The sequence below is a fragment of the Streptomyces silvisoli genome (genome assembly GCF_029269905.1).
GTDB classification, from domain to species: domain Bacteria; phylum Actinomycetota; class Actinomycetes; order Streptomycetales; family Streptomycetaceae; genus Streptantibioticus_A; species Streptantibioticus_A silvisoli_A.
Window position 1 is genome coordinate 71,064 of record NZ_JARJBC010000004.1, and the last position, 18,436, is coordinate 89,499.

Consider the following 18,436-nt stretch of genomic DNA (forward strand, 5'->3'; position numbering starts at 1 on the left):
GGACACCCCCCGCATACGATCCGTTCCACAGCGCTCACTTATCGCTCGTCATTTGCCGCCGAATAGCGCTTATGCCCGTTTTATCAGTCCTGTCTTGGCGGTTGGCGAACTCTGTCCAGACGTTTGGAAAGGACCGCCGTGACGTGCTGGAATTCGTTGAACCAGCGAGTAGACACGGCACGTCGGTGTGTCGGCGCCGAGAGGTTGTTGGTCGAGTGAGGAATACGACGCGGACACGGCCTGACCCCGTGCAACCGGCCCGAGGCAATTTCACGCCGCCGGGCCGCGACACCGGGGCGATGGCCGACGAAGCCATTCCGGCCCCACCCGCAGGCAGTCGCCTCTCGCCCGGCAACTGGCGGGTGCGGACCCGGCTGAACGCGATCCTGCTCATCCCCGTGCTGGTCGCGCTGGTGGTCGGCGGGTTCAACGTCAAGGACTCGGTCGACCGCTACCAGCAGGCCGACGCCGCGGTACGCACCGCCAAGCTGGTCCGAGCCGCCAGCGCCTATAGCCACGCATTGATTGACGAGCGGGACCGCTCGGTGGTTCCACTCCTCAAAGGTGACACAAAGAATTCCGACGTGGTCGCCGCCCGGGCCACCACCGACGCCGCGGCCAACGCCTTCAACGCCGCCGTCGCGCAGATGCCCGACGCCCCGGACCTGAAGCGCCGGTTGGCCTCCTTCCGCCAGGTCGAGCCCAAGCTCGCGGCGCTGCGCCAGGCCGCGTACACCAGCAAGCTGCCGGGCGTGCAGACCGAGGAGGGCTACGTCCAGGTCCAGCACCCGCTGATGGAGTTCGCCAACGACCTGGGCTTCGGCACCAACAACATGACGAGCTACGGCCGCACGCTGTACGCGGTCTCGCTCGCCAAGGCCGCCGAGTCGCTGACCCGTTCGATCGGCATGCAGGTCATGTCCGAGGGCCCGGTCCCGGAGTCCGAGCGCAGGCTCCAGCTGACCGCGCTGGCCTCCTACGCGTACCTGGAGAACATCGCGCTCCAGGAGTACGAGGGCGGCGGCACCCCGACGGACATGCAGCGGCTGCAGGACGCCAACGACTCCGCGCAGCAGCAGGGCAGGCAGCAGATCGCCGACGCCAAGTCCAAGGCGCAGGCCGCCGGCCAGCCGTTCGTCGCCCCGCCGGACCGCACCACCATGGTCAAGGCGATCTCCTCCGGCGAGTCGGCGACCGCGCTGCGCGCCCAGGGCATCACCCCGCAGAGCTGGTGGGCCTCCTCCACGCTGGCCTTCAACGCCTACCGCTCGGTCGAGTCGACGCTGGCCAACCAGGCCGAGAACGACGCCGCGGCGGTGGCCTCCGACGCCAAGAGCAACGCCATCGTCAACTCCGCGGCGGTACTCGCCGGTGTGCTGCTGGCCTTCGTGGTCGCCGCGCTGATGGCCCGCTCCATGAGCCGCAGCATGCGCAAGCTGCGCACCTCCGCCTTCGAGGTGGCCGAGCAGCGCCTCCCGGCCCTGGTCGACCAGCTCTCCCGCACCGATCCCGGCCGGGTGGACACCCGGGTGGCACCGATCCCGATCAACACCCGGGACGAGATCGGCGAGGTCGCCAGGGCGTTCGACCAGGTGCACCGGGAAGCGGTACGACTCGCCGCCGAGCAGGCGCTGCTGCGCGGCAACGTCAACGCGATCTTCACCAACCTGTCGGTGCGCAACCAGGACCTCATCCAGCGCCAGCTGTCGCTCATCACCGAGCTGGAGAACAACGAGGCCGACCCGGACCAGCTGGAGAACCTGTTCCACCTGGACCACCTGGCCACCCGTATGCGCCGCAACGGCGAGAACCTGCTGGTCCTCGCCGGCGAGGAGCCCGGCCGCAGCTGGAACCAGCCGGTACCGCTGGTGGACGTGCTGCGCGCCGCCTCCGCCGAGGTGGAGGACTACGAGCGCATCGAGCTGGCCTCCATACCCGAGGTGGAGATCCACGGCGCGGCCGTCACCGACCTCGTCCACCTGCTCGCCGAGCTGCTGGAGAACGCCACCACGTTCTCCTCTCCGCAGACCAGGGTGAAGGTCACCGCCACCCGGCTGCCGGACGGCCGGGTCATGGTGGAGATCCACGACAAGGGCATCGGCCTGACCGCCGAGGACTTCGCGGACATCAACCACAAGCTGGCCGACCCGCCGACGGTCGACGCCTCGGTCTCCCAGCGCATGGGCCTGTTCGTGGTGGGCCGCCTGGCCGACCGGCACAACATCCGGGTCCAGCTGCGTCCTTCGGGCGAGCAGGCGGGCACCACCTCGCTGGTGATGCTGCCGGAGCCGATCACCCACGGCGGTGGCGGCGAGGAGCCGGCGCCGGACGACTTCACCGTCTCCCGGATCGTCCCCGAGCACCAGGTCGACGACTTCCACGCCGGCCAGTTCACCGCCGCGGAGCTGGGCTTCGACGACCGGGCCTTCGAGGTCCCGGACGACGCCCGGGCGTTGGACCCGATCAGCCGCCAGCTGCGGCGCGAGGAGCGCCGGGCGGCCCTGGAGGCCGCCGCGGGCGAGCGCCAGGACACCGAACGGCGACCGCTGTTCCGCGACGAGGTGGCTCCCGCCGCCCAGCCCGAGCGGACCGCGCAGCAGCCGTACCAGCCCGAGCCGTCGTACCCGCGTCCGGAACCGTCGTACGACCCCGAGTCGTCGTACCAGCCCGAGTCGGCGTACCGACCGGAGGCGTCCTACGACCCGGAGCGGTCGTACCCCGGTTTCGAGCAGCCGGTGCCACCGGTACCGAACCAGTACACCGGCGAGTTCGCCGTACCGCAGCAGCCGTCGCACGGGACCGACGGCCGACCCGCGCACGGCTACCAGCCGGAGGGTGAGTTCACCTCCGCGCAGTGGCAGCCGGAGTATCCGCAGGATGGCTGGTCGGCACCGGGTTCGGAATCGCACTCCTCCCTTGGAGCCGCGGAGCGCGTAGGCTACGACGCACCGGAAGCCGAGCCGACGAGCACCCCTTCGCTGACCGACGCGGGGCTGCCACGTCGCAACCGGCAGTGGCAGCAGCCAGAACCGGCCGCGCCGCAGCGGCAGGAGAACACGCTCGCGGACGGCCCCGTGCGGGAGCAGGGAGGCGATGGCAACGCCGACGACTGGCGTTCCGCGAACGACGAGCACTGGCAGCGGGCCGAGCAGGTCCGTGAGCCCAAGGCCGGCGGAGTGACCAGCTCCGGCCTGCCGCGGCGAGTGCCGAAGGCGAACCTCGTCGCCGGCACCGCACACCAGACCCCGCAGGGCGGCCCACAGGTCTCCCGCGCCCCCGAGGACGTACGCGGCAGGTTGAGCAACCTGCGCCGCGGCGTCCAGCAGGGACGCAACGCTGGAACTGATTCCCCAACTGACAGCCAGGGCCTCGGCCCCAACCACCAGGAGCGTTAGTTGAGTCCGATGAGCCAGGCGGCACAGAACCTGAACTGGTTGATCACCAACTTCGTGGAAAACACCCCGGGTGTCTCCCATACGGTGGTGGTCTCCGCCGATGGTCTGCTGCTCGCGATGTCCGAGGGCTTCCCCCGGGACCGGGCCGACCAACTCGCCGCCGTAGCTTCCGGGTTGACCTCGCTGACGGCGGGCGCGTCGCGTATCTTCGAGGGCGGCAGCGTCAACCAGACGGTCGTCGAGATGGAACGCGGCTTCATGTTCATCATGTCCGTTTCCGACGGTTCCTCGCTGGCCGTCCTGGCCCACCCGGAGTGCGACATCGGCCTGGTGGGGTACGAGATGGCGCTGCTCGTGGATCGCGCGGGCAACGTTCTGACCCCTGATCTGCGAGCCGAGCTGCAGGGCAGCCTGCTGGGCTAGCCTGTCGGGCTCTGCGGCCTTCTGGCCCCCAACTACCGGACAGGCGTGCGCCGATGCGTCACCGGACCGTAAGGTGCGTTAACGCATCGGCAACCCTGCGGCGGAGACGGTGAACGGCACCCCGCCCAGCTGGAGGAGGAACCGTGGCAACGCCCCCAGGCGGATATGGCGATCCGCAACAGCAGCAGCTGAAGCGATTCAACTTCCCCTCGGCGCCCAGCCCGCAGCTGCAGCCGTCGCAGGAGCAGGAACGGCACGATCCGCAGCCGCCCGGGCCGCGGATCCAGCCGCACATGCCCCCACAGGGGCCGCCGCCGCGTTCGCGCGGCGGCGTACGGGGCCGTACGCCGCTCGGCTCCGACCAGCAGCCGCTGGTGCGGCCGTACGCCATGACGGGTGGGCGGACCCGGCCGCGCTACCAACTGGCGATCGAGGCGCTGGTCTCCACGACCGCCGATCCGGAGCGGTTGCGCGGTCAACTCCCGGAACACCAGCGGATCTGCCACCTGTGCCGCGAGATCAAGTCGGTGGCAGAGGTCTCGGCACTTCTCTCCATCCCCCTCGGCGTCGCCCGAATCCTCGTCGCCGACCTGGCGGAGGCCGGACTCGTCGCCATCCACCAGCCCGGTGGCGACGAAGCCGCCGGTGGCCAGCCAGATGTGACACTGCTCGAAAGGGTGCTCAGTGGACTTCGCAAGCTCTAGCGGTGCAGCCCGCTCCACCACCTCCGCGAAGATCGTGGTGGCGGGCGGCTTCGGCGTGGGCAAGACCACGTTCGTCGGTGCCGTATCGGAGATCAACCCGCTGCGCACCGAAGCCGTGATGACCTCCGCCTCCGCGGGGATCGACGATCTGACCCACGCGCCGGACAAGACCACCACGACCGTGGCGATGGACTTCGGCCGCATCACGCTGGACGAGGACCTGATCCTCTACCTGTTCGGCACCCCGGGCCAGGACCGCTTCTGGTTCATGTGGGACGACCTGGTGCGCGGCGCGATCGGCGCAGTGGTGCTGGTCGACACCCGCCGGCTGGCGGACTGCTTCCCGGCGGTCGACTACTTCGAGAACTCGGGCCTGCCGTTCGTCATCGCGCTGAATGGTTTCGACGGCCACCAGCCGTACGGCCCCGAAGAGGTCCGCGAGGCGCTGCAGATCGGGCCCGAGACGCCCATCATGACCACCGACGCGCGGATGCGCGGCGAGGCCAAGAGCACGCTGATCACGCTGGTCGAGCACGCCCTGATGGCGCGGCTGCGGTAGCGGATCACGACGCAGGCCCCCGCACCTTCGGGTGCGGGGGCCTGCGTCGTCTGCGTCGGCGCGTTCGCGGCCTAGGCGACCGCCTGCCAGCTGTGCGGTGCGTAGAAGCCCTGGGCGCGCTCAAGGCGGCGCCAGTGGGCCATGGTTCGTACGTTGTCGGTGGCTGCCGGGCGGGCGTTGGCGGCGGCGCGGGCCAGGAGGACGGCGGTGATGGCCGCGAGTTCCTCGGGCTCGGCGTGCCCGCGCCGCACGGTCACTACGGTCTCGGCAGCGGCGTCTGCGGGAGTGCTCACAGGGTTCTCCATAACTGCAGGGTTACTGCGGTGGGTTGCCGTGCTTGCGGGAGGGGAGGTCTGCGTGCTTGGTGCGCAGCATCGCCAGGGAGCGGATGAGCACCTCGCGGGTCTCGGCCGGGTCGATCACGTCGTCGACCAGACCGCGCTCGGCCGCGTAGTACGGGTGCATCAGCTCCGACTTGTACTCCTTGACCATCGCGGCCCGCATCTCGTCCGGATCGTCGGCCTCGGCGATCTGCCGACGGAAGATCACGTTCGCCGCGCCCTCGGCACCCATCACCGCGATCTCGTTCGTCGGCCACGCGTACGTCAGGTCAGCACCGATGGACTGCGAGTCCATCACGATGTACGCACCGCCGTACGCCTTGCGCAGGATCAACGAGATCCGCGGCACCGTGGCGTTGCAGTACGCGTACAGCAACTTCGCGCCATGCCGGATGATCCCGCCGTGCTCCTGGTCCACACCCGGCAGGAAGCCCGGCACATCCAGCAGCGTGACCAACGGAATGTTGAACGCATCACACATCTGCACGAAGCGCGCGGCCTTCTCCGACGCCTCGATGTCCAGCACACCGGCCAGCGCCTGGGGCTGGTTCGCGATGATGCCGACGACCTGGCCGTCCAGCCGGGACAGCGCGCAGATGATGTTGGTGGCCCAGCGCTCGTGCACCTCCAGGAAGTCACCGTCGTCGACGATCTCCTCGATCACCTTGCGCATGTCGTACGCGCGGTTGCCGTCCGCGGGCACCAGGTCGAGCAGCGCGTCTCCGCGCCGGTCGGCCGGGTCGGTGGTGGGCAGCACCGGCGGGTTCTCGCGGTTGTTCTGCGGCAGCAGGGAGAGCAGGTAGCGGACCTCTTCCAGGCAGCTCTGCTCGTCGTCGTAGGCGAAGTGCGCCACCCCGGAGGTCTCGGCGTGCACATCCGCACCACCCAGACCGTTCTGCGAGACCTTCTCACCCGTCACCGCCTGCACCACATCCGGGCCGGTGATGAACATCTGCGAGGTCTCCCGCACCATGAACACGAAGTCCGTCAACGCCGGACTGTAAGCGGCACCACCCGCACACGGACCCAGCATCACCGAGATCTGCGGAATCACACCCGACGCCCTCGTGTTGCGCTGGAAGATCCCGCCATACCCGGCCAGCGCCGAGACACCCTCCTGGATCCGGGCACCCGCACCGTCGTTCAACGACACCAACGGCGCACCCGCCGCGATCGCCTTGTCCATGATCTTGTGAATCTTCTGCGCGTGCGCCTCACCCAGCGCACCACCGAAGATCCGGAAATCATGCGCGTACACGAACACCGTGCGCCCATGCACGGTCCCCCACCCGGTGATCACACCATCGGTGTACGGCCGCTTCGCCTCCAGGCCGAACCCCGAAGCACGATGCCGCCGCAACGGCTCCACCTCGTGGAACGACCCCTCATCCAGCAACAGCTCGATCCGCTCACGCGCGGTCAACTTGCCCTTGGCATGCTGCGCCTCGGTCGCCCGCTCACTCGGCCCCCGCCGCACCTGCTCACGAATCGCATGCAGCTCCGCCACACGCCCGCGGGCATCGCTCGCGTCGGCTGGCACCTCGTCCACAACGGTCATGTATCGACCTTACGAGCGCGACCCCCGTTTTCCTGGCGTTGACTTCTCACACTGTCAGAAGCGACTTCATGGAGGAACTCCACAGAAGGGGGTGACGAAAGGGCCCCGTGCCAAGCGGACGGGGCCCTGTCGTTTGTACCATTCGCACCAGCCGGGCCGACCGGCCGGGGTGGCTGGCCGGCGGCGAAGACTGGGGTCGGTTCTGGGGTTGTGGGGTTCAGCGACCGGCGACCGCGGCGGCCAGCGCCAGGATCCGGCGGGCCTCCTCGACGTGCAGGTTCTCGATCATCCTGCCGTCCACGGTGACCACACCGCGGCCCTCCCGGGCCGCCTCCTCGAACGCCTCGATGATCCGCCGGGACCGTTCGACCTGCTCCGGCGAGGGCGCGAAGATCCGGTTGCACGGCTCGACCTGCGCCGGGTGGATCAGCGTCTTGCCGTCGAACCCGAACTGCCGTCCCTGGACGCACTCGGCCTCGAAGCCTTCGAGGTCCTTCACGTCGTTGTAGACACCGTCCAGGATCACCTTGCCGGTCTCCCTGGCCGCCAGTAGTGCCAGCGACAGACCGGTGAGCAGCGGGGCGCGGCCCGGGACGTGTTCCGCGTGCAGTTCCTTGGCCAGGTCGTTGGTGCCCATCACCAGTACGGTGAGCCGTTCGCTGGCGGCGGCCACCGCTCGGGCGTCCAGCATCGCCCGCGGGGTCTCGACCATCGCCCAGATCGCGGTGCGGTCCGGGGCGCCCGCGGCCTCCAGGGCACGCTCGACCTCGCGCACCGTCTCGGCGGAGTCGACCTTGGGGACGACCACGGCGTCCGGGCCGGCCTCGGCGGCGGCCCGCAGGTCGTCGGCGTGCCAGGCGGTGCCGGGGCCGTTGACCCGGATGGTCACCTCGCGGTGGCCGTACTCTCCGGAGGCCGCCGCGGCGGCGACCCGCTTGCGGGCGTCGGCCTTGGCGTCGGGGGCGACCGCGTCCTCCAGGTCGAGGATGAGGGCGTCGGCCGGGAGGGACTTGGCCTTCTCCAGGGCGCGTTCGTTGGCACCGGGCATGTAGAGCACCGAACGGCGCGGTCGGGGGCTCGCGTTGGACATGGTGCGGGTCACTCCTTCTCGGCAGCCGCGTAGGCGTCCGCCAGCTCGGGGTCGCGGGCGGCGAGCTCGTCCGCCAGTCGTGCCACCACCTGGCACTGCTTGTAGGTGGCGTCGTCCTGCATCTTGCCGTCGATCATCACCGCGCCGGTACCGTCGCCCATCGCCGCGATCACCTTGCGGGCCCAGGCGACGTCGGCGGGCGCGGGCGAGAACACCTTCTTGGCGATGTCGATCTGCACCGGGTGCAGGCTCCACGCCCCGACGCAGCCGAGCAGGAAGGCGTTGCGGAACTGGTCCTCGCAGGCGACGGTGTCCCGGATGTCGCCGAACGGCCCGTAGTACGGCAGGATCCCGTGCGCGGCGCAGGCGTCGACCATGCGGGCGATGGTGTAGTGCCACAGGTCCTGCTGGTAGGTGGCGCGCGGCTGGTCCTCGCCCCGGGGGTCCTCGCGCACCAGGTAGCCGGGGTGGCCGCCGCCGACCCGGGTGGTCTTCATCCGGCGGCTGGCCGCCAGGTCGGCCGGGCCGAGCGAGATGCCCTGCATCCGCGGGCTGGCTCCGGCGATCTCCTCGACGTTGGCCACGCCGGTGGCGGTCTCCAGGATGGCGTGCACCAGGATCGGCCGCTGGACGCCCGCCTTGGCCTCCAGCTGGGCGAGCAGCCGGTCGACGTAGTGGATGTCCTCGGCGCCCTCGACCTTCGGCACCATGATCACGTCGAGCTTGTCGCCGATCTCGGTGACCAGGGTGACCAGGTCGTCCAACACCCACGGCGAGTCAAGGCTGTTGACCCGGGTCCACAGCTGGGTGTCCCCGAAGTCGGTGGTCCTGGCGATGCTGACCAGACCGCTTCGCGCCGCCTCCTTGCGGTCCGCCGCGACCGCGTCCTCCAGGTTGCCGAGCAGTACGTCGACGGTGGGCGCGATGGCGGGGACCTTCGCCGCCATCTTCTCGTTGCCGGGGTCGAAGAAGTGGATCATCCGGGACGGCCGGAACGGCACTTCCCGTACCGGGGCGGGGGCCCCGACGGCCAGTGGGCGGAAGAAGTCCTTCGGAGAGCGCATCGAGTCTCCCTGGTCGGATCGAGGGGTGCGGGTCGCCGCCCGTCCCGGCGGCACCATCCGGCGTTCACTCTAGGGGTGGCGGCCCGGTTACGTTACTGGTCAGTACGTGTGCTGTTGGTCACCGCGCGGGACCATCCCGCCACGCCCGGCGGAGTGCGCCGATGCCTGATCCGGTGGCGGCCGCCGCCATAGAGTGCGATGCACAGCACGTGCCACCGCACCCGACCGACGCTGGAGCGCCCGTGTCGTCCTTCCGCATCGTCCCGTCCGGCTTCGAACTCGACGGCCGCCCGCTGCGCGTGCTCTCCGGCGCGCTGCACTACTTCCGGGTGCTGCCCGAGCAGTGGCCGCACCGGCTGCGGATGGTGCGCGCCCTGGGGCTCAACTGCGTGGAGACGTACGTCCCGTGGAACCTGCACGAGCCGCGGCCCGGCCGCTTCGACTTCACCGGGATCGCCGACGTCGAGGCGTTCTTGACCGCCTCGGCCGAGGCGGGGCTGTACGCGATCGTCCGGCCCAGCCCGTACATCTGCGCCGAGTGGGAGAACGGCGGGCTGCCCTGGTGGCTGCTGGCCGACCGCGAGGTGCGGCTGCGGGTGTCGGACGCCGCCTATCTGGCGCACGTGCGGCGCTGGTACGACGAGCTGCTGCCGCGGCTGGCCGCCCACCAGACCACCCGGGGCGGCAATGTGCTGATGATGCAGGTGGAGAACGAGTACGGGTCGTACGGCAGCGACACCGCGTACCTGGAGCGGCTGCGCACGATGATGCGCGAACGCGGCGTGGACGTACCGCTGTTCACCTCCGACGGCCCCGAGGACGCCCCGCTCACCGGTGGCTCGCTGACCGGTGCCGTCGCCACCGTCAACTTCGGCAGCCACCCGGAGGACGCCTTCGCGGAGCTGGCCCGGCTCCGGCCGGACGATCCGCCGATGTGCATGGAGTTCTGGTGCGGCTGGTTCGACCACTGGGGCGAGAAGCGCGCGCTGCGCGACCCGCGGGACGCCGCCGACACCCTGCGCCGGATCCTGGACCTGGGGGCCTCGGTCAACATCTACATGGCGCACGGCGGCACCAGCTTCGGCACCTGGGCCGGGGCCAACCGCGGCGGTCCGGCACACGACGGCCCGTACCAGCCGATGGTGACCTCCTATGACTACGACGCCCCGATCGACGAACGCGGAGCGCCGACGCCCAAGTTCTGGGCGTTCCGCGAGGTGCTCACCGGGTTCGCCGAGGCCGCCCCGCCGGAGCCCGAGCAACTCCCCGCGCTGCTGCCGCCGAGCCGGGTCGAACTGACCGACGCGGTAAGGCTGTTCGACCTGCTGGACGCCATCGCCACCCCGGCCGTGCACTCCCCCGTACCACCGTCGTTCGAGGACCTGGGGCTGGCTCACGGGCTGGCGCACTACGAGGCGCATGTGCCGGGGCCGCGCACCGAGTACCCGCTGGTGCTGGAGGGCCTGGCGGACCGGGCGCACGTCTATCTGGACGGCCAGCCGCTCGCGGTGCTGGAGCGGGACGAGGAGGACGACCTTCCGCAGATCTCCGTCGGCTCCTCGGGCACCCGGCTGGAACTGCTGGTGGAGTCGATGGGCCGGGTCGACTACGGGCCGCGGCTGGGCGACCGCAAGGGGCTGGCCGCGGTACGGCACGGCCAGCAGTACGTGCACGGGTGGACGGTGCGCACCGTACCGCTGGGCGGGCCGCTGCCCGACCTGCCGTGGGGCGCCTCGGCGGCCGGTACGACGGGCCAGCGGCCGGGGCCGGTCTTCTACCGCGCCGGTCTGGAGGTCACCGAGCCCGGCGACGCCTATCTGGCCGTGCCCGGCGGCGCCAAGGGCTACGTGTGGGTCAACGGCTTCTGTCTCGGCCGGTACTGGGAGCGGGGCCCGCAGCGCACCCTGTACCTGCCGTGGCCGCTGCTGCGCCCGGGCCGCAACGAGATCGTGGTGCTCGAACTCGACGGCCTGCGGGACCGGTTCGTGGAGATCCGCGACGAACCCGACCTCGACTGAGGAGCCGCGCGGATGCCGCACCGCACGCAGGACAGTCCACCGAGGAAGCCGCACCTTCCGCCGGAAGGTACGGCGGGGAGCCCGCGACGTCCGCACGCCGTCCTCGCCATAAGCCGGGCGGTGCGCGAGGCACTGCTGGACCACGCGGCGCTGCGGCGGCTGCGCCGCGTCGCCCACGTGGACCCCGAGCTGCTGATCAGCTCCCCCGCCGACTTCACCGGTCCCGGGCACACCGCCCGACTGGCCACCGCGGAGGTGCTGTTCACCTGCTGGGGCTGCCCGCCGCTCACCGCGCGGGCACTGGCCCTGATGCCCCGGCTGCGCACCGTGGTGCACGCGGCAGGTTCGGTCAGGGAGCACATCACCGAGGCGTGCTGGGAGCGCGGGCTCACCGTCTCCTGCGCGGCGGCGGCCAACGCGCTGCCGGTCGCCGAGTACACCGTCGCCGCGATCCTCTTCTCCGGCAAGCGGATCCTGGAGTTCGCCCGGGCCTACCGCGCCGGGCGCACCCCGCCGGACGGGCTCGTCGGGCGCGCGGACCTGGGCAACTACCGCCGTACCGTGGGCGTGGTCGGCGCTTCGCGGGTCGGCCGCCGGGTGATCGAGCTGCTGCGCCCGTTCGACCTGCGGGTACTGGTGTACGACCCGTACCTGCCCGGGGAGGCGGCACGCCGACTCGGCGCGGAGCCGGTGGAGTTGGACGAACTGGCCCGCCGCAGCGACATCGTCACGCTGCACGCGCCCGCGCTGCCGCACACCCGGCATCTGTTCGACCGCGCCCGGCTGGCGCTGCTGCCGGACGGCGCGACCTTGATCAACACCGCCCGGGGCTGGCTGGTGGACACCGAGGCGCTCACCGAGGAACTGGTGCGGGGCAGGCTGTACGCGGTGCTCGACCACACCGAGCCGGAAGTGCCGCCCGCCGGCTCACCGCTGTACGAGCTGCCGAACGTGCTGCTCACCCCGCATGTCGCCGGGTCGCTCGGCAACGAGCTCGGCCGGTTGGCGCATGCCGCGATCGACGAGCTGGAGCGCTACGCCGCCGGACTGCCGTACGCCCAGCCGGTCACCCGGGGGATACTGACCCACTCGGCGTGAGCCACCGGCTCAGCACTCCTGCGGCTCGGCCCCCGCGCGGATCAGGCCGTAGGTGTAGGCGTCGTCCAGCGCCTGCCAGGACGCGGCGATCACGTTCTCGCCGACGCCGACCGTGGACCACTCTCCGCGCCCGTCGCTGGTGGAGACCAGCACCCGGGTGGTGGACTCCGTGCCGTGCCGTCCCTCCAGGATGCGGACCTTGTAGTCGACCAACTCCATGTGCGCCAGCGCCGGATAGACGCCTTCGAGTCCGGCGCGCAGCGCGCGGTCCAGCGCGTCCACCGGGCCGTTGCCCTCGCCGGTGGCGACGATCCGCTCGCCCTTCGCCCACAGCTTCACCGTCGCCTCGTTGACCTGGACGCCGTCCGGCCGCTGCTCCACGATGGCGCGCCAGGACTCCACCCGGAAGAAGCGGGTGGCCTCACCGCGCACCTCGTCGCGCAGCAGCAGTTCGAAGGACGCGTCGGCGGCCTCGTAGGTGTACCCGGCCAGTTCGCGCTCCTTGACCCGCTCCACGACCCGTCCGGCCAGTTCGCGGTCGCCGGTGAGGTCGTAGCCCAGCTCCTTGCCCTTCAGCTCGATGGAGGCGCGGCCGGCCATGTCGGAGACGAGCATCCGCATGGTGTTGCCGACCAGTTCGGGGTCGATGTGCTGGTACAGGTCCGGGTCGACCTTGATCGCGGAGGCGTGCAGCCCGGCCTTGTGCGCGAAGGCGGAGACTCCCACGTACGGCTGATGGGTGGCCGGGGTGAGGTTGACGACCTCGGCGATGGCGTGCGAGATCCGGGTCATCTCGGCGAGCGCGCCCTCGGGCAGCACCCGCCTGCCGTACTTCAGCTCCAACGCGGCGACCACCGGGAAGAGGTTGGAGTTGCCGACCCGCTCGCCGTAGCCGTTAGCGGTGCACTGCACGTGGGTGGCGCCCGCGTCGACCGCGGCGAGGGTGTTGGCGACCGCGCAGCCGGTGTCGTCCTGGGCGTGGATGCCCAGCCGGGCGCCGGTGTCGGCGAGCACGGTGCGGACCACGGCGGCGACCTGGGCGGGCAGCATGCCGCCGTTGGTGTCGCACAGCACGACGACGTCCGCCCCTGCCTCGTGCGCGGTGCGCACCACCGACTTGGCGTACTCCGGGTTGGCCCGGTAGCCGTCGAAGAAGTGCTCGCAGTCCACGAAGACCCGCCGCCCCTGCTCCCGCAGATAGCTCACCGTCTCCCGCACCATCGCGAGGTTCTCCTCCAGCGTGGTGCGCAGCGCCAGCTCGACGTGCCGGTCGTGCGACTTGGCGACGAGGGTGATCACCGGTGCCCCCGACTCCAGCAGCGCGGCGACCTGCGGGTCCCCGTCGGCCCGTACCCCGGCCCTGCGGGTGGCGCCGAAGGCGACGAGTTGCGCGTGCCGGAAGTCGATCTCCTCGGACGCCCGCTGGAAGAACTCGGTGTCCCGCGGATTGGCCCCCGGCCACCCGCCCTCGATGAACCCCACCCCGAACTCGTCCAGGTGCCGGGCGATCGCCAGCTTGTCGGCGACGGAGAGGTTGATGCCCTCACGCTGCGCGCCGTCACGCAGCGTGGTGTCGAACACATGGAAGCTGTCGTCGGGCAGCGTCATGGTGGTGCACTCCTGTCGAGTGTGTGGTTTGCGGAACAACCAACTCCACTTGCCCCCAATGATCCCTCGCGCTTCGCTGCCCGGTGCGGTTGGTCCAGGAAACGAAAAAACCTCTCGCGGATGCGAGAGGTCTGCGCGCGGGTCTGGGACACGGCGCCGCCACCACGGTGTACACGATGACGGCCACTGCGGACCGGCGCGCCTAGCCAATAATCATGGCGAAGGACACGAAGGCAGTCTGGCACACGCACGCGTCCGCGCGGACGACCGTCTCAGGATGCGGGCGATTCGCCCGCGCCCGCCCCCGCATTCCCCGGGCACCCAGCAGGTCGGCTTCGAGGCCTCCGGCCAACGCCGCCGGTGGCACCCCGGCCCGGAACGAGGGGTCATCGACCGCCAAGCCGATGAGTTGCTGCGCCACCCACAACCAGGACCGCTCCTTGAGGGCGAAGGTCAGATGGAAGCTGGTCTCCCCGCCAACCGCGTAGGGGCTGTGTATCCATCCCCTGGGCAGCACCAGCGTGTCACCGGGCGCCAACTCGAACTCGGTGTCCGGCGAAGACGTCTCCAGTCTTTTCTGAAGGTCGGGAGTCCACATCCGAGGCGACGACAGGAACTCCCCCATCGGCTGATCAACCACCGGCCGCCACAACGGCCACCGTTTGCGGCCTGTGATCTGTGCGATGACACCTGTGAACTGGTCCCAGTGGTGTGTCAGCCCTTGGTGACCCGGCGGGGTGATGATCGCGCTGACGTGGCTCGGGTAGCCCGTCTCCTGCTGGATCTTCCGTGTCATCCGGGCCAGGAAGGGAATCGAGCGCTGGATTTCACGCAGGTTCACCGTGTAGCCGTCGTCGAGCAGGGTGCGCAGCTTCCCCGGGATCACCGTGCCGCCTCGCGTGTATCGGCCCGGATGCACGGCTTGGCCGTTCCTGACCACTGCCACGTACTGGGGACAGAGACAGTCGTAGTCGATGTACGCGTCTATCAGGGACAGCGTCACATCGCGGTCCAGTTCCGTTGTGCCTCGCTGACGCACGACTGGTTCAGTCGGCCACGACTTCAGTACCTCGTCCGTCTCGTTCGGTAAGAGCAGCTTCAGCGACATCGGTCGTCTCCTTGACTCCGCGTCGATCACATGGGAGGAAGGGGGCAGGGGATTTCGGGGTGGAAGTGGTTGGGACAGCACACGACCGAAAAGGACGCCAGGCTCGCGGACTTGAGGTAGTAGACCCAGGACACATCCACTCCTCGGGGAAGGACATCCATCGCGTATTCCGTCTTCGTTTCACGGCCGGTGTACGCGCGCCTACCGTCGTCCCGCTCGAACGGCGGGTTCTCCGCATACGTCTTCTCCAACCACGCCACCGCAGTTTCGGGGTTGGTCCAGGTGCGATCGGCCGCGGTCTGAATCCGGCGCAGCAGCCAGTGGCCGTTCATCATCGGCGGCATGTCGGAGGCAAGGAAGGAGCGTGTCTGCTCATCAGAGGCGAGGCGCCCTGGGCGGCGCATGCCTTCGTTGCCGTAGGCGTCTCTGCTGCCGATCCACGGCCCGTACCCATGCCAGTGTCCCTGCCAGTTCATGCAGCCCCTTCCTGAGCGGGTGGGGCCACCCCAAGCCGAACAGGGGCGGCCCACGGGTGCGAGTGGTGCTGGCTAGAACGCGAGCCCCCTCAGCGCGGCCCAGCCACGGGCGAACGCGTCCAACTCCGCCGCTGTGGCCCGAAGTTCCCGGCCGACGCCCTCGGGCTTGTCGTCATGCAGGATGTAAGCGTCCGTCGCACCGGGGATCTCGGCGACAGCAAGACACGTCTCGTGCTCGCCGCCGAGGTTGCCGCCGCAGAACGTGGTGAATTCCGCGCCCTTCACGGGCAGCGTGTAGAGGTCCGCCATGGGGTACACCTCCGTGGTTACCTGTGCCATGCGAAGAGACGGTCTCCGCGCCGTCACGCACTTGCCACCCGCCCGGCCTGTCGATCTGACCAGGGCTGTCCGGCCGGTACGGGAATCTGTGGGCATCACGCCGTGATCTGAGCATCGGCGTACTGCGCACACGTTGCCAGCCGGAGTTCGAGGGCGGTGGTGTCCAACGTCAAGTGGCGGTCGTAGATGAACGCCAAGGTGGCTGCGGCCGGTTGTGTTTGCACTCTCATGAGGGGCCTCGTTCGTCATGGTCCGGGGACGTGACCACGATGGCTGGTCAACGGGCGGCCCGTCACGGGCAGCGCTGTCCAAGAATGCTGGACTCCGCAGGCCCAGCTGACCTGGGATAACGCCTGAGGAAGGGACGGCGGTTGGACAGATCGTCACTCCAACCAGCGGGCCATGAGGCCGCTACGCGTAAACCGGTCGGCTACTGTGAGTTCACACCGCCCGTGCACGGAGGCCGTGATGACCCCTCAGCACAAACCCGGTTCGAAGGCTTCCCGAGACGCTCTCCGCCAGGAAATGACCGCCACGGGCTGCCGCACAGCCGAGATCGCCGTCGAGATGCGCGCACGCTGGCGCATGCGGCCCCGCGAGGCGTGGCGGCACTCCCTGGGGTGGACGCTTCAAGAGGCTGCGGATCGACTCAACGCACTCGGCACGGAACGTCCGGGCGAGGCGGTCGCCGCTGATGCGAGTCTCCTGGGGAAATGGGAAAAGTGGCCCGGGCCTTCCGGGCGTCGCCCGACCCTTGCAGTCCTGGTACTCCTCGCCCAGCTCTACGGGTGCGATGTCGAAGACCTCCTCGACCTGGACGACCTCCGCGAGCTCCCCGCCAGCGACCTGCGCGTCCTTCGGCACACGGCCCCGGTCGCCCAGCCGCGCAAGACCGAAACCAGCCAGGCTCCATCGGCGGATGCGCCACCGACTGGCATTGAGCTCGTACGGTCCGCCGCCGCAGAATCGGCGGCCTGGGCTCAGTGGGCGGAAGTATCCAACGTTGGCGACATAGCACTTGAGCAACTTCTGGCCGACGCAGGGGCGTTGGCGGCCGACTACCTCACCGACGAACCGATGGACCTGTTCCGACGCACCCGGGTCCTGCGGGACCGCGTGTTCGCGCTTCTCGAAGGGCATCAGCATCCGCGCCAGTCCGCAGACCTGTACGTGGCGGCCGGGTACCTGTGCGGCCTCCTTGCCTGGATGTCTTCGGATCTCGGCCAACTGCGGGAGGCGGACACCCAGGGCCGTACGGCGTGGTTGTGCGCCGATCTGGCCGGACACAACGACCTTCGAGGATGGGCTCTGTCAACCCGCTCGAAAATCGCCTTCTGGGACGGCAGGTTGAAGGACGCCGTCACCCACGCCCGCCACGGCGCCAGCTACCACCCCGGCGGAACCGTCGGAGTCCTCCTGGCCTGCCAGGAGGCCGACGCCTGGTCCATGATCGGAGCACGGGCCGAGGCCCAACAAGCCCTGGACCAAGCCGACACCGCGCGGGACCGTGTCACGGGAACCGACGACATTGGTGGCCTGTTCTCCTGCCCCGAATTGCGGCGCGCCAACTACGTGTCAGCGGTCCACCTCCGGACTGGCGATCCAGCGCGGGCCCTCAACGAGGCCCACGAAGCCCTTGTCAATGAGCCGTTCCACGCCTATGGCACCACCGCTCAGATGCATATCTCCGAGGCCATAGCACACATCGCGCTGCAGTGCCCGGACGGCGCGGCTGAGGCGTTGCGCCCCGTCCTCGCACTGCCACCGGAACGCCGCATGACTCCCGTGACGACCCGGATGCGGGAACTGAGCGAAGCGATCGCCAGGTCCACGATGGTCGACAGTTCGACAGCCATCGCCCTGCGGGAGGATATCCAGGGCTTCGTTACCGAGTCGGCGCCGCGACGCGTTGCGCTCTCGTCAAGGGAGGCGGGGCCTGATTGGATCCAGGGCCATGGGCACTGACCACGGAGACATGGCGAACCATTGGTGGTGGCGGCCCGGTTGGAAGCCTGGCCGCAAGTTCTACACATGGCACCTCACTTTTCAAGGCGCCGCCGACGTCCACCGCCTGGCCGCGGCGTACCGTCGGTGCCTCGCGGATGTCACAGGCCTCGACCTGGTGCCTGACCAGTGGCTGCACCTGACGATGCAAGGCCTCGGCTTCACTGACGAGGTTTCAGAGGAGGACGCACTCGCGATCGTCGATGCGGCAACGGTACGCCTTGCGCATATCCCGGCTTTCGACCTGACCCTCAGCCGACCTCAGATCACGCCCGAGGCGATCCGGTGGGATGCCGAACCACGGCAGGGGCCAGCCGCTGTACGATCTGCGGTCCGTGCGGCCATCGGCGCCGTCTGGGAAGACGTTCCGGAGAACGCCGACGGGTTCACACCACACGTATCGATCGCCTACAGCAACGACGTCGGCCCCGCAGCACCGATCGCCGAGGCACTCGCCTCGGTGAACGAACCGACCGCGACGGCTCGTATCGAGCAGGTCGAGCTGATCGTACTGAATCGGGATCGCCGGATGTACGAGTGGGAGCCCTTCGCCCATGTGCCGCTCGGTTGAACTGGCCTTGCCGATATCACACGTGACACGCGCAGCCCGAGCGGTCCCGCTCACAACGGATCAGCCGTTGCCAGGGGCCA

Annotated in this window: 17 protein-coding genes; 8 read left to right on the forward strand and 9 right to left on the reverse strand. The window is 69.7% G+C overall.

The genetic code is table 11. From position 1 onward, the window contains the following. Positions 1 to 299 precede the first annotated feature (299 nt). From P3G67_RS08320 to P3G67_RS08335, 4 genes are all read left to right on the forward strand, one after another. Positions 300 to 3,395 (forward strand): sensor histidine kinase, encoded by a 3,096-nt coding sequence (locus P3G67_RS08320; protein WP_276092864.1) that lies wholly within the window; start codon positions 300 to 302, stop codon positions 3,393 to 3,395. Between the two features lie 9 nt (positions 3,396 to 3,404). Then, the gene (locus P3G67_RS08325; protein WP_303654100.1) at positions 3,405 to 3,818 is read left to right on the forward strand and encodes a roadblock/LC7 domain-containing protein; all 414 of its coding nucleotides are present in this window, start codon (positions 3,405 to 3,407) and stop codon (positions 3,816 to 3,818) included. Between the two features lie 143 nt (positions 3,819 to 3,961). Then, positions 3,962 to 4,522, forward strand: coding sequence for a DUF742 domain-containing protein (locus P3G67_RS08330; protein ID WP_269859059.1), 561 nt, complete (start codon positions 3,962 to 3,964; stop codon positions 4,520 to 4,522). Continuing rightward, positions 4,503 to 5,081, forward strand: coding sequence for a GTP-binding protein (locus P3G67_RS08335; protein WP_269859060.1), 579 nt, complete (start codon positions 4,503 to 4,505; stop codon positions 5,079 to 5,081). The genes P3G67_RS08330 and P3G67_RS08335 overlap by 20 nt, the downstream gene beginning before the upstream one ends. A 71-nt stretch (positions 5,082 to 5,152) precedes the next feature. Here P3G67_RS08335 and P3G67_RS08340 read toward each other — a convergent pair whose 3' ends face one another. From P3G67_RS08340 to P3G67_RS08355, 4 genes are all read right to left on the reverse strand, one after another. Then, positions 5,153 to 5,386 (reverse strand): acyl-CoA carboxylase epsilon subunit, encoded by a 234-nt coding sequence (locus P3G67_RS08340; RefSeq protein ID WP_276092865.1) that lies wholly within the window; start codon positions 5,384 to 5,386, stop codon positions 5,153 to 5,155. Between the two features lie 10 nt (positions 5,387 to 5,396). After that, on the reverse strand, positions 5,397 to 6,980 hold the full coding sequence (locus P3G67_RS08345; RefSeq protein WP_276092866.1) for an acyl-CoA carboxylase subunit beta: 1,584 nt from the start codon (positions 6,978 to 6,980) through the stop codon (positions 5,397 to 5,399). A gap of 217 nt (positions 6,981 to 7,197) precedes the next feature. Then, positions 7,198 to 8,070 carry an HpcH/HpaI aldolase/citrate lyase family protein gene (locus P3G67_RS08350; protein ID WP_269853064.1) on the reverse strand — a complete coding sequence of 291 codons (873 nt, stop codon included), beginning with the start codon at positions 8,068 to 8,070 and terminating at the stop codon, positions 7,198 to 7,200. Positions 8,071 to 8,078: 8 nt separating this feature from the next. Beyond that, positions 8,079 to 9,134: an HpcH/HpaI aldolase/citrate lyase family protein gene (locus tag P3G67_RS08355; protein ID WP_276092867.1), complete on the reverse strand. Its 1,056-nt coding sequence runs from the start codon at positions 9,132 to 9,134 to the stop codon at positions 8,079 to 8,081. A 242-nt stretch (positions 9,135 to 9,376) separates the two neighbouring features. Here P3G67_RS08355 and P3G67_RS08360 point away from each other — a divergent pair, with 242 nt between their 5' ends. Both P3G67_RS08360 and P3G67_RS08365 read left to right on the forward strand, forming a co-directional pair. Continuing rightward, positions 9,377 to 11,152 (forward strand): glycoside hydrolase family 35 protein, encoded by a 1,776-nt coding sequence (locus tag P3G67_RS08360; RefSeq protein WP_276092868.1) that lies wholly within the window; start codon positions 9,377 to 9,379, stop codon positions 11,150 to 11,152. A 12-nt stretch (positions 11,153 to 11,164) separates the two neighbouring features. Then, the gene (locus P3G67_RS08365; RefSeq protein WP_276092869.1) at positions 11,165 to 12,250 is read left to right on the forward strand and encodes a hydroxyacid dehydrogenase; all 1,086 of its coding nucleotides are present in this window, start codon (positions 11,165 to 11,167) and stop codon (positions 12,248 to 12,250) included. Positions 12,251 to 12,259: 9 nt separating this feature from the next. On the opposite strand, the gene cimA is transcribed toward P3G67_RS08365, so the two are convergent. The 5 genes from cimA to P3G67_RS08390 all read right to left on the reverse strand — a co-directional run bounded on the left by cimA (position 12,260) and on the right by P3G67_RS08390 (position 16,011). Further along, positions 12,260 to 13,858 (reverse strand): citramalate synthase, encoded by a 1,599-nt coding sequence (cimA, locus tag P3G67_RS08370; RefSeq protein WP_269853068.1) that lies wholly within the window; start codon positions 13,856 to 13,858, stop codon positions 12,260 to 12,262. A 202-nt stretch (positions 13,859 to 14,060) separates the two neighbouring features. After that, a complete protein-coding gene (locus tag P3G67_RS08375) occupies positions 14,061 to 14,966 on the reverse strand; it encodes a JmjC domain-containing protein (RefSeq protein WP_276092870.1) in 906 nt (301 codons plus the stop codon). Between the two features lie 26 nt (positions 14,967 to 14,992). Then, positions 14,993 to 15,442: a hypothetical protein gene (locus tag P3G67_RS08380; protein WP_276092871.1), complete on the reverse strand. Its 450-nt coding sequence runs from the start codon at positions 15,440 to 15,442 to the stop codon at positions 14,993 to 14,995. Positions 15,443 to 15,514: 72 nt separating this feature from the next. Then, positions 15,515 to 15,781, reverse strand: a complete 267-nt coding sequence (locus P3G67_RS08385; protein WP_276092872.1) for a DUF397 domain-containing protein — start codon at positions 15,779 to 15,781, stop codon at positions 15,515 to 15,517. Between the two features lie 95 nt (positions 15,782 to 15,876). Next, positions 15,877 to 16,011, reverse strand: coding sequence for a hypothetical protein (locus P3G67_RS08390; RefSeq protein ID WP_276092873.1), 135 nt, complete (start codon positions 16,009 to 16,011; stop codon positions 15,877 to 15,879). A 238-nt stretch (positions 16,012 to 16,249) separates the two neighbouring features. On the opposite strand from P3G67_RS08390, the gene P3G67_RS08395 reads away from it, so the two are divergent. Together P3G67_RS08395 and P3G67_RS08400 are read left to right on the forward strand one after the other, a co-directional pair. After that, the gene (locus P3G67_RS08395) at positions 16,250 to 17,746 is read left to right on the forward strand and encodes an XRE family transcriptional regulator (protein WP_276092874.1); all 1,497 of its coding nucleotides are present in this window, start codon (positions 16,250 to 16,252) and stop codon (positions 17,744 to 17,746) included. Further along, positions 17,736 to 18,356: a 2'-5' RNA ligase family protein gene (locus P3G67_RS08400; RefSeq protein ID WP_276092875.1), complete on the forward strand. Its 621-nt coding sequence runs from the start codon at positions 17,736 to 17,738 to the stop codon at positions 18,354 to 18,356. The genes P3G67_RS08395 and P3G67_RS08400 overlap by 11 nt, the downstream gene beginning before the upstream one ends. Positions 18,357 to 18,436 lie beyond the last annotated feature (80 nt).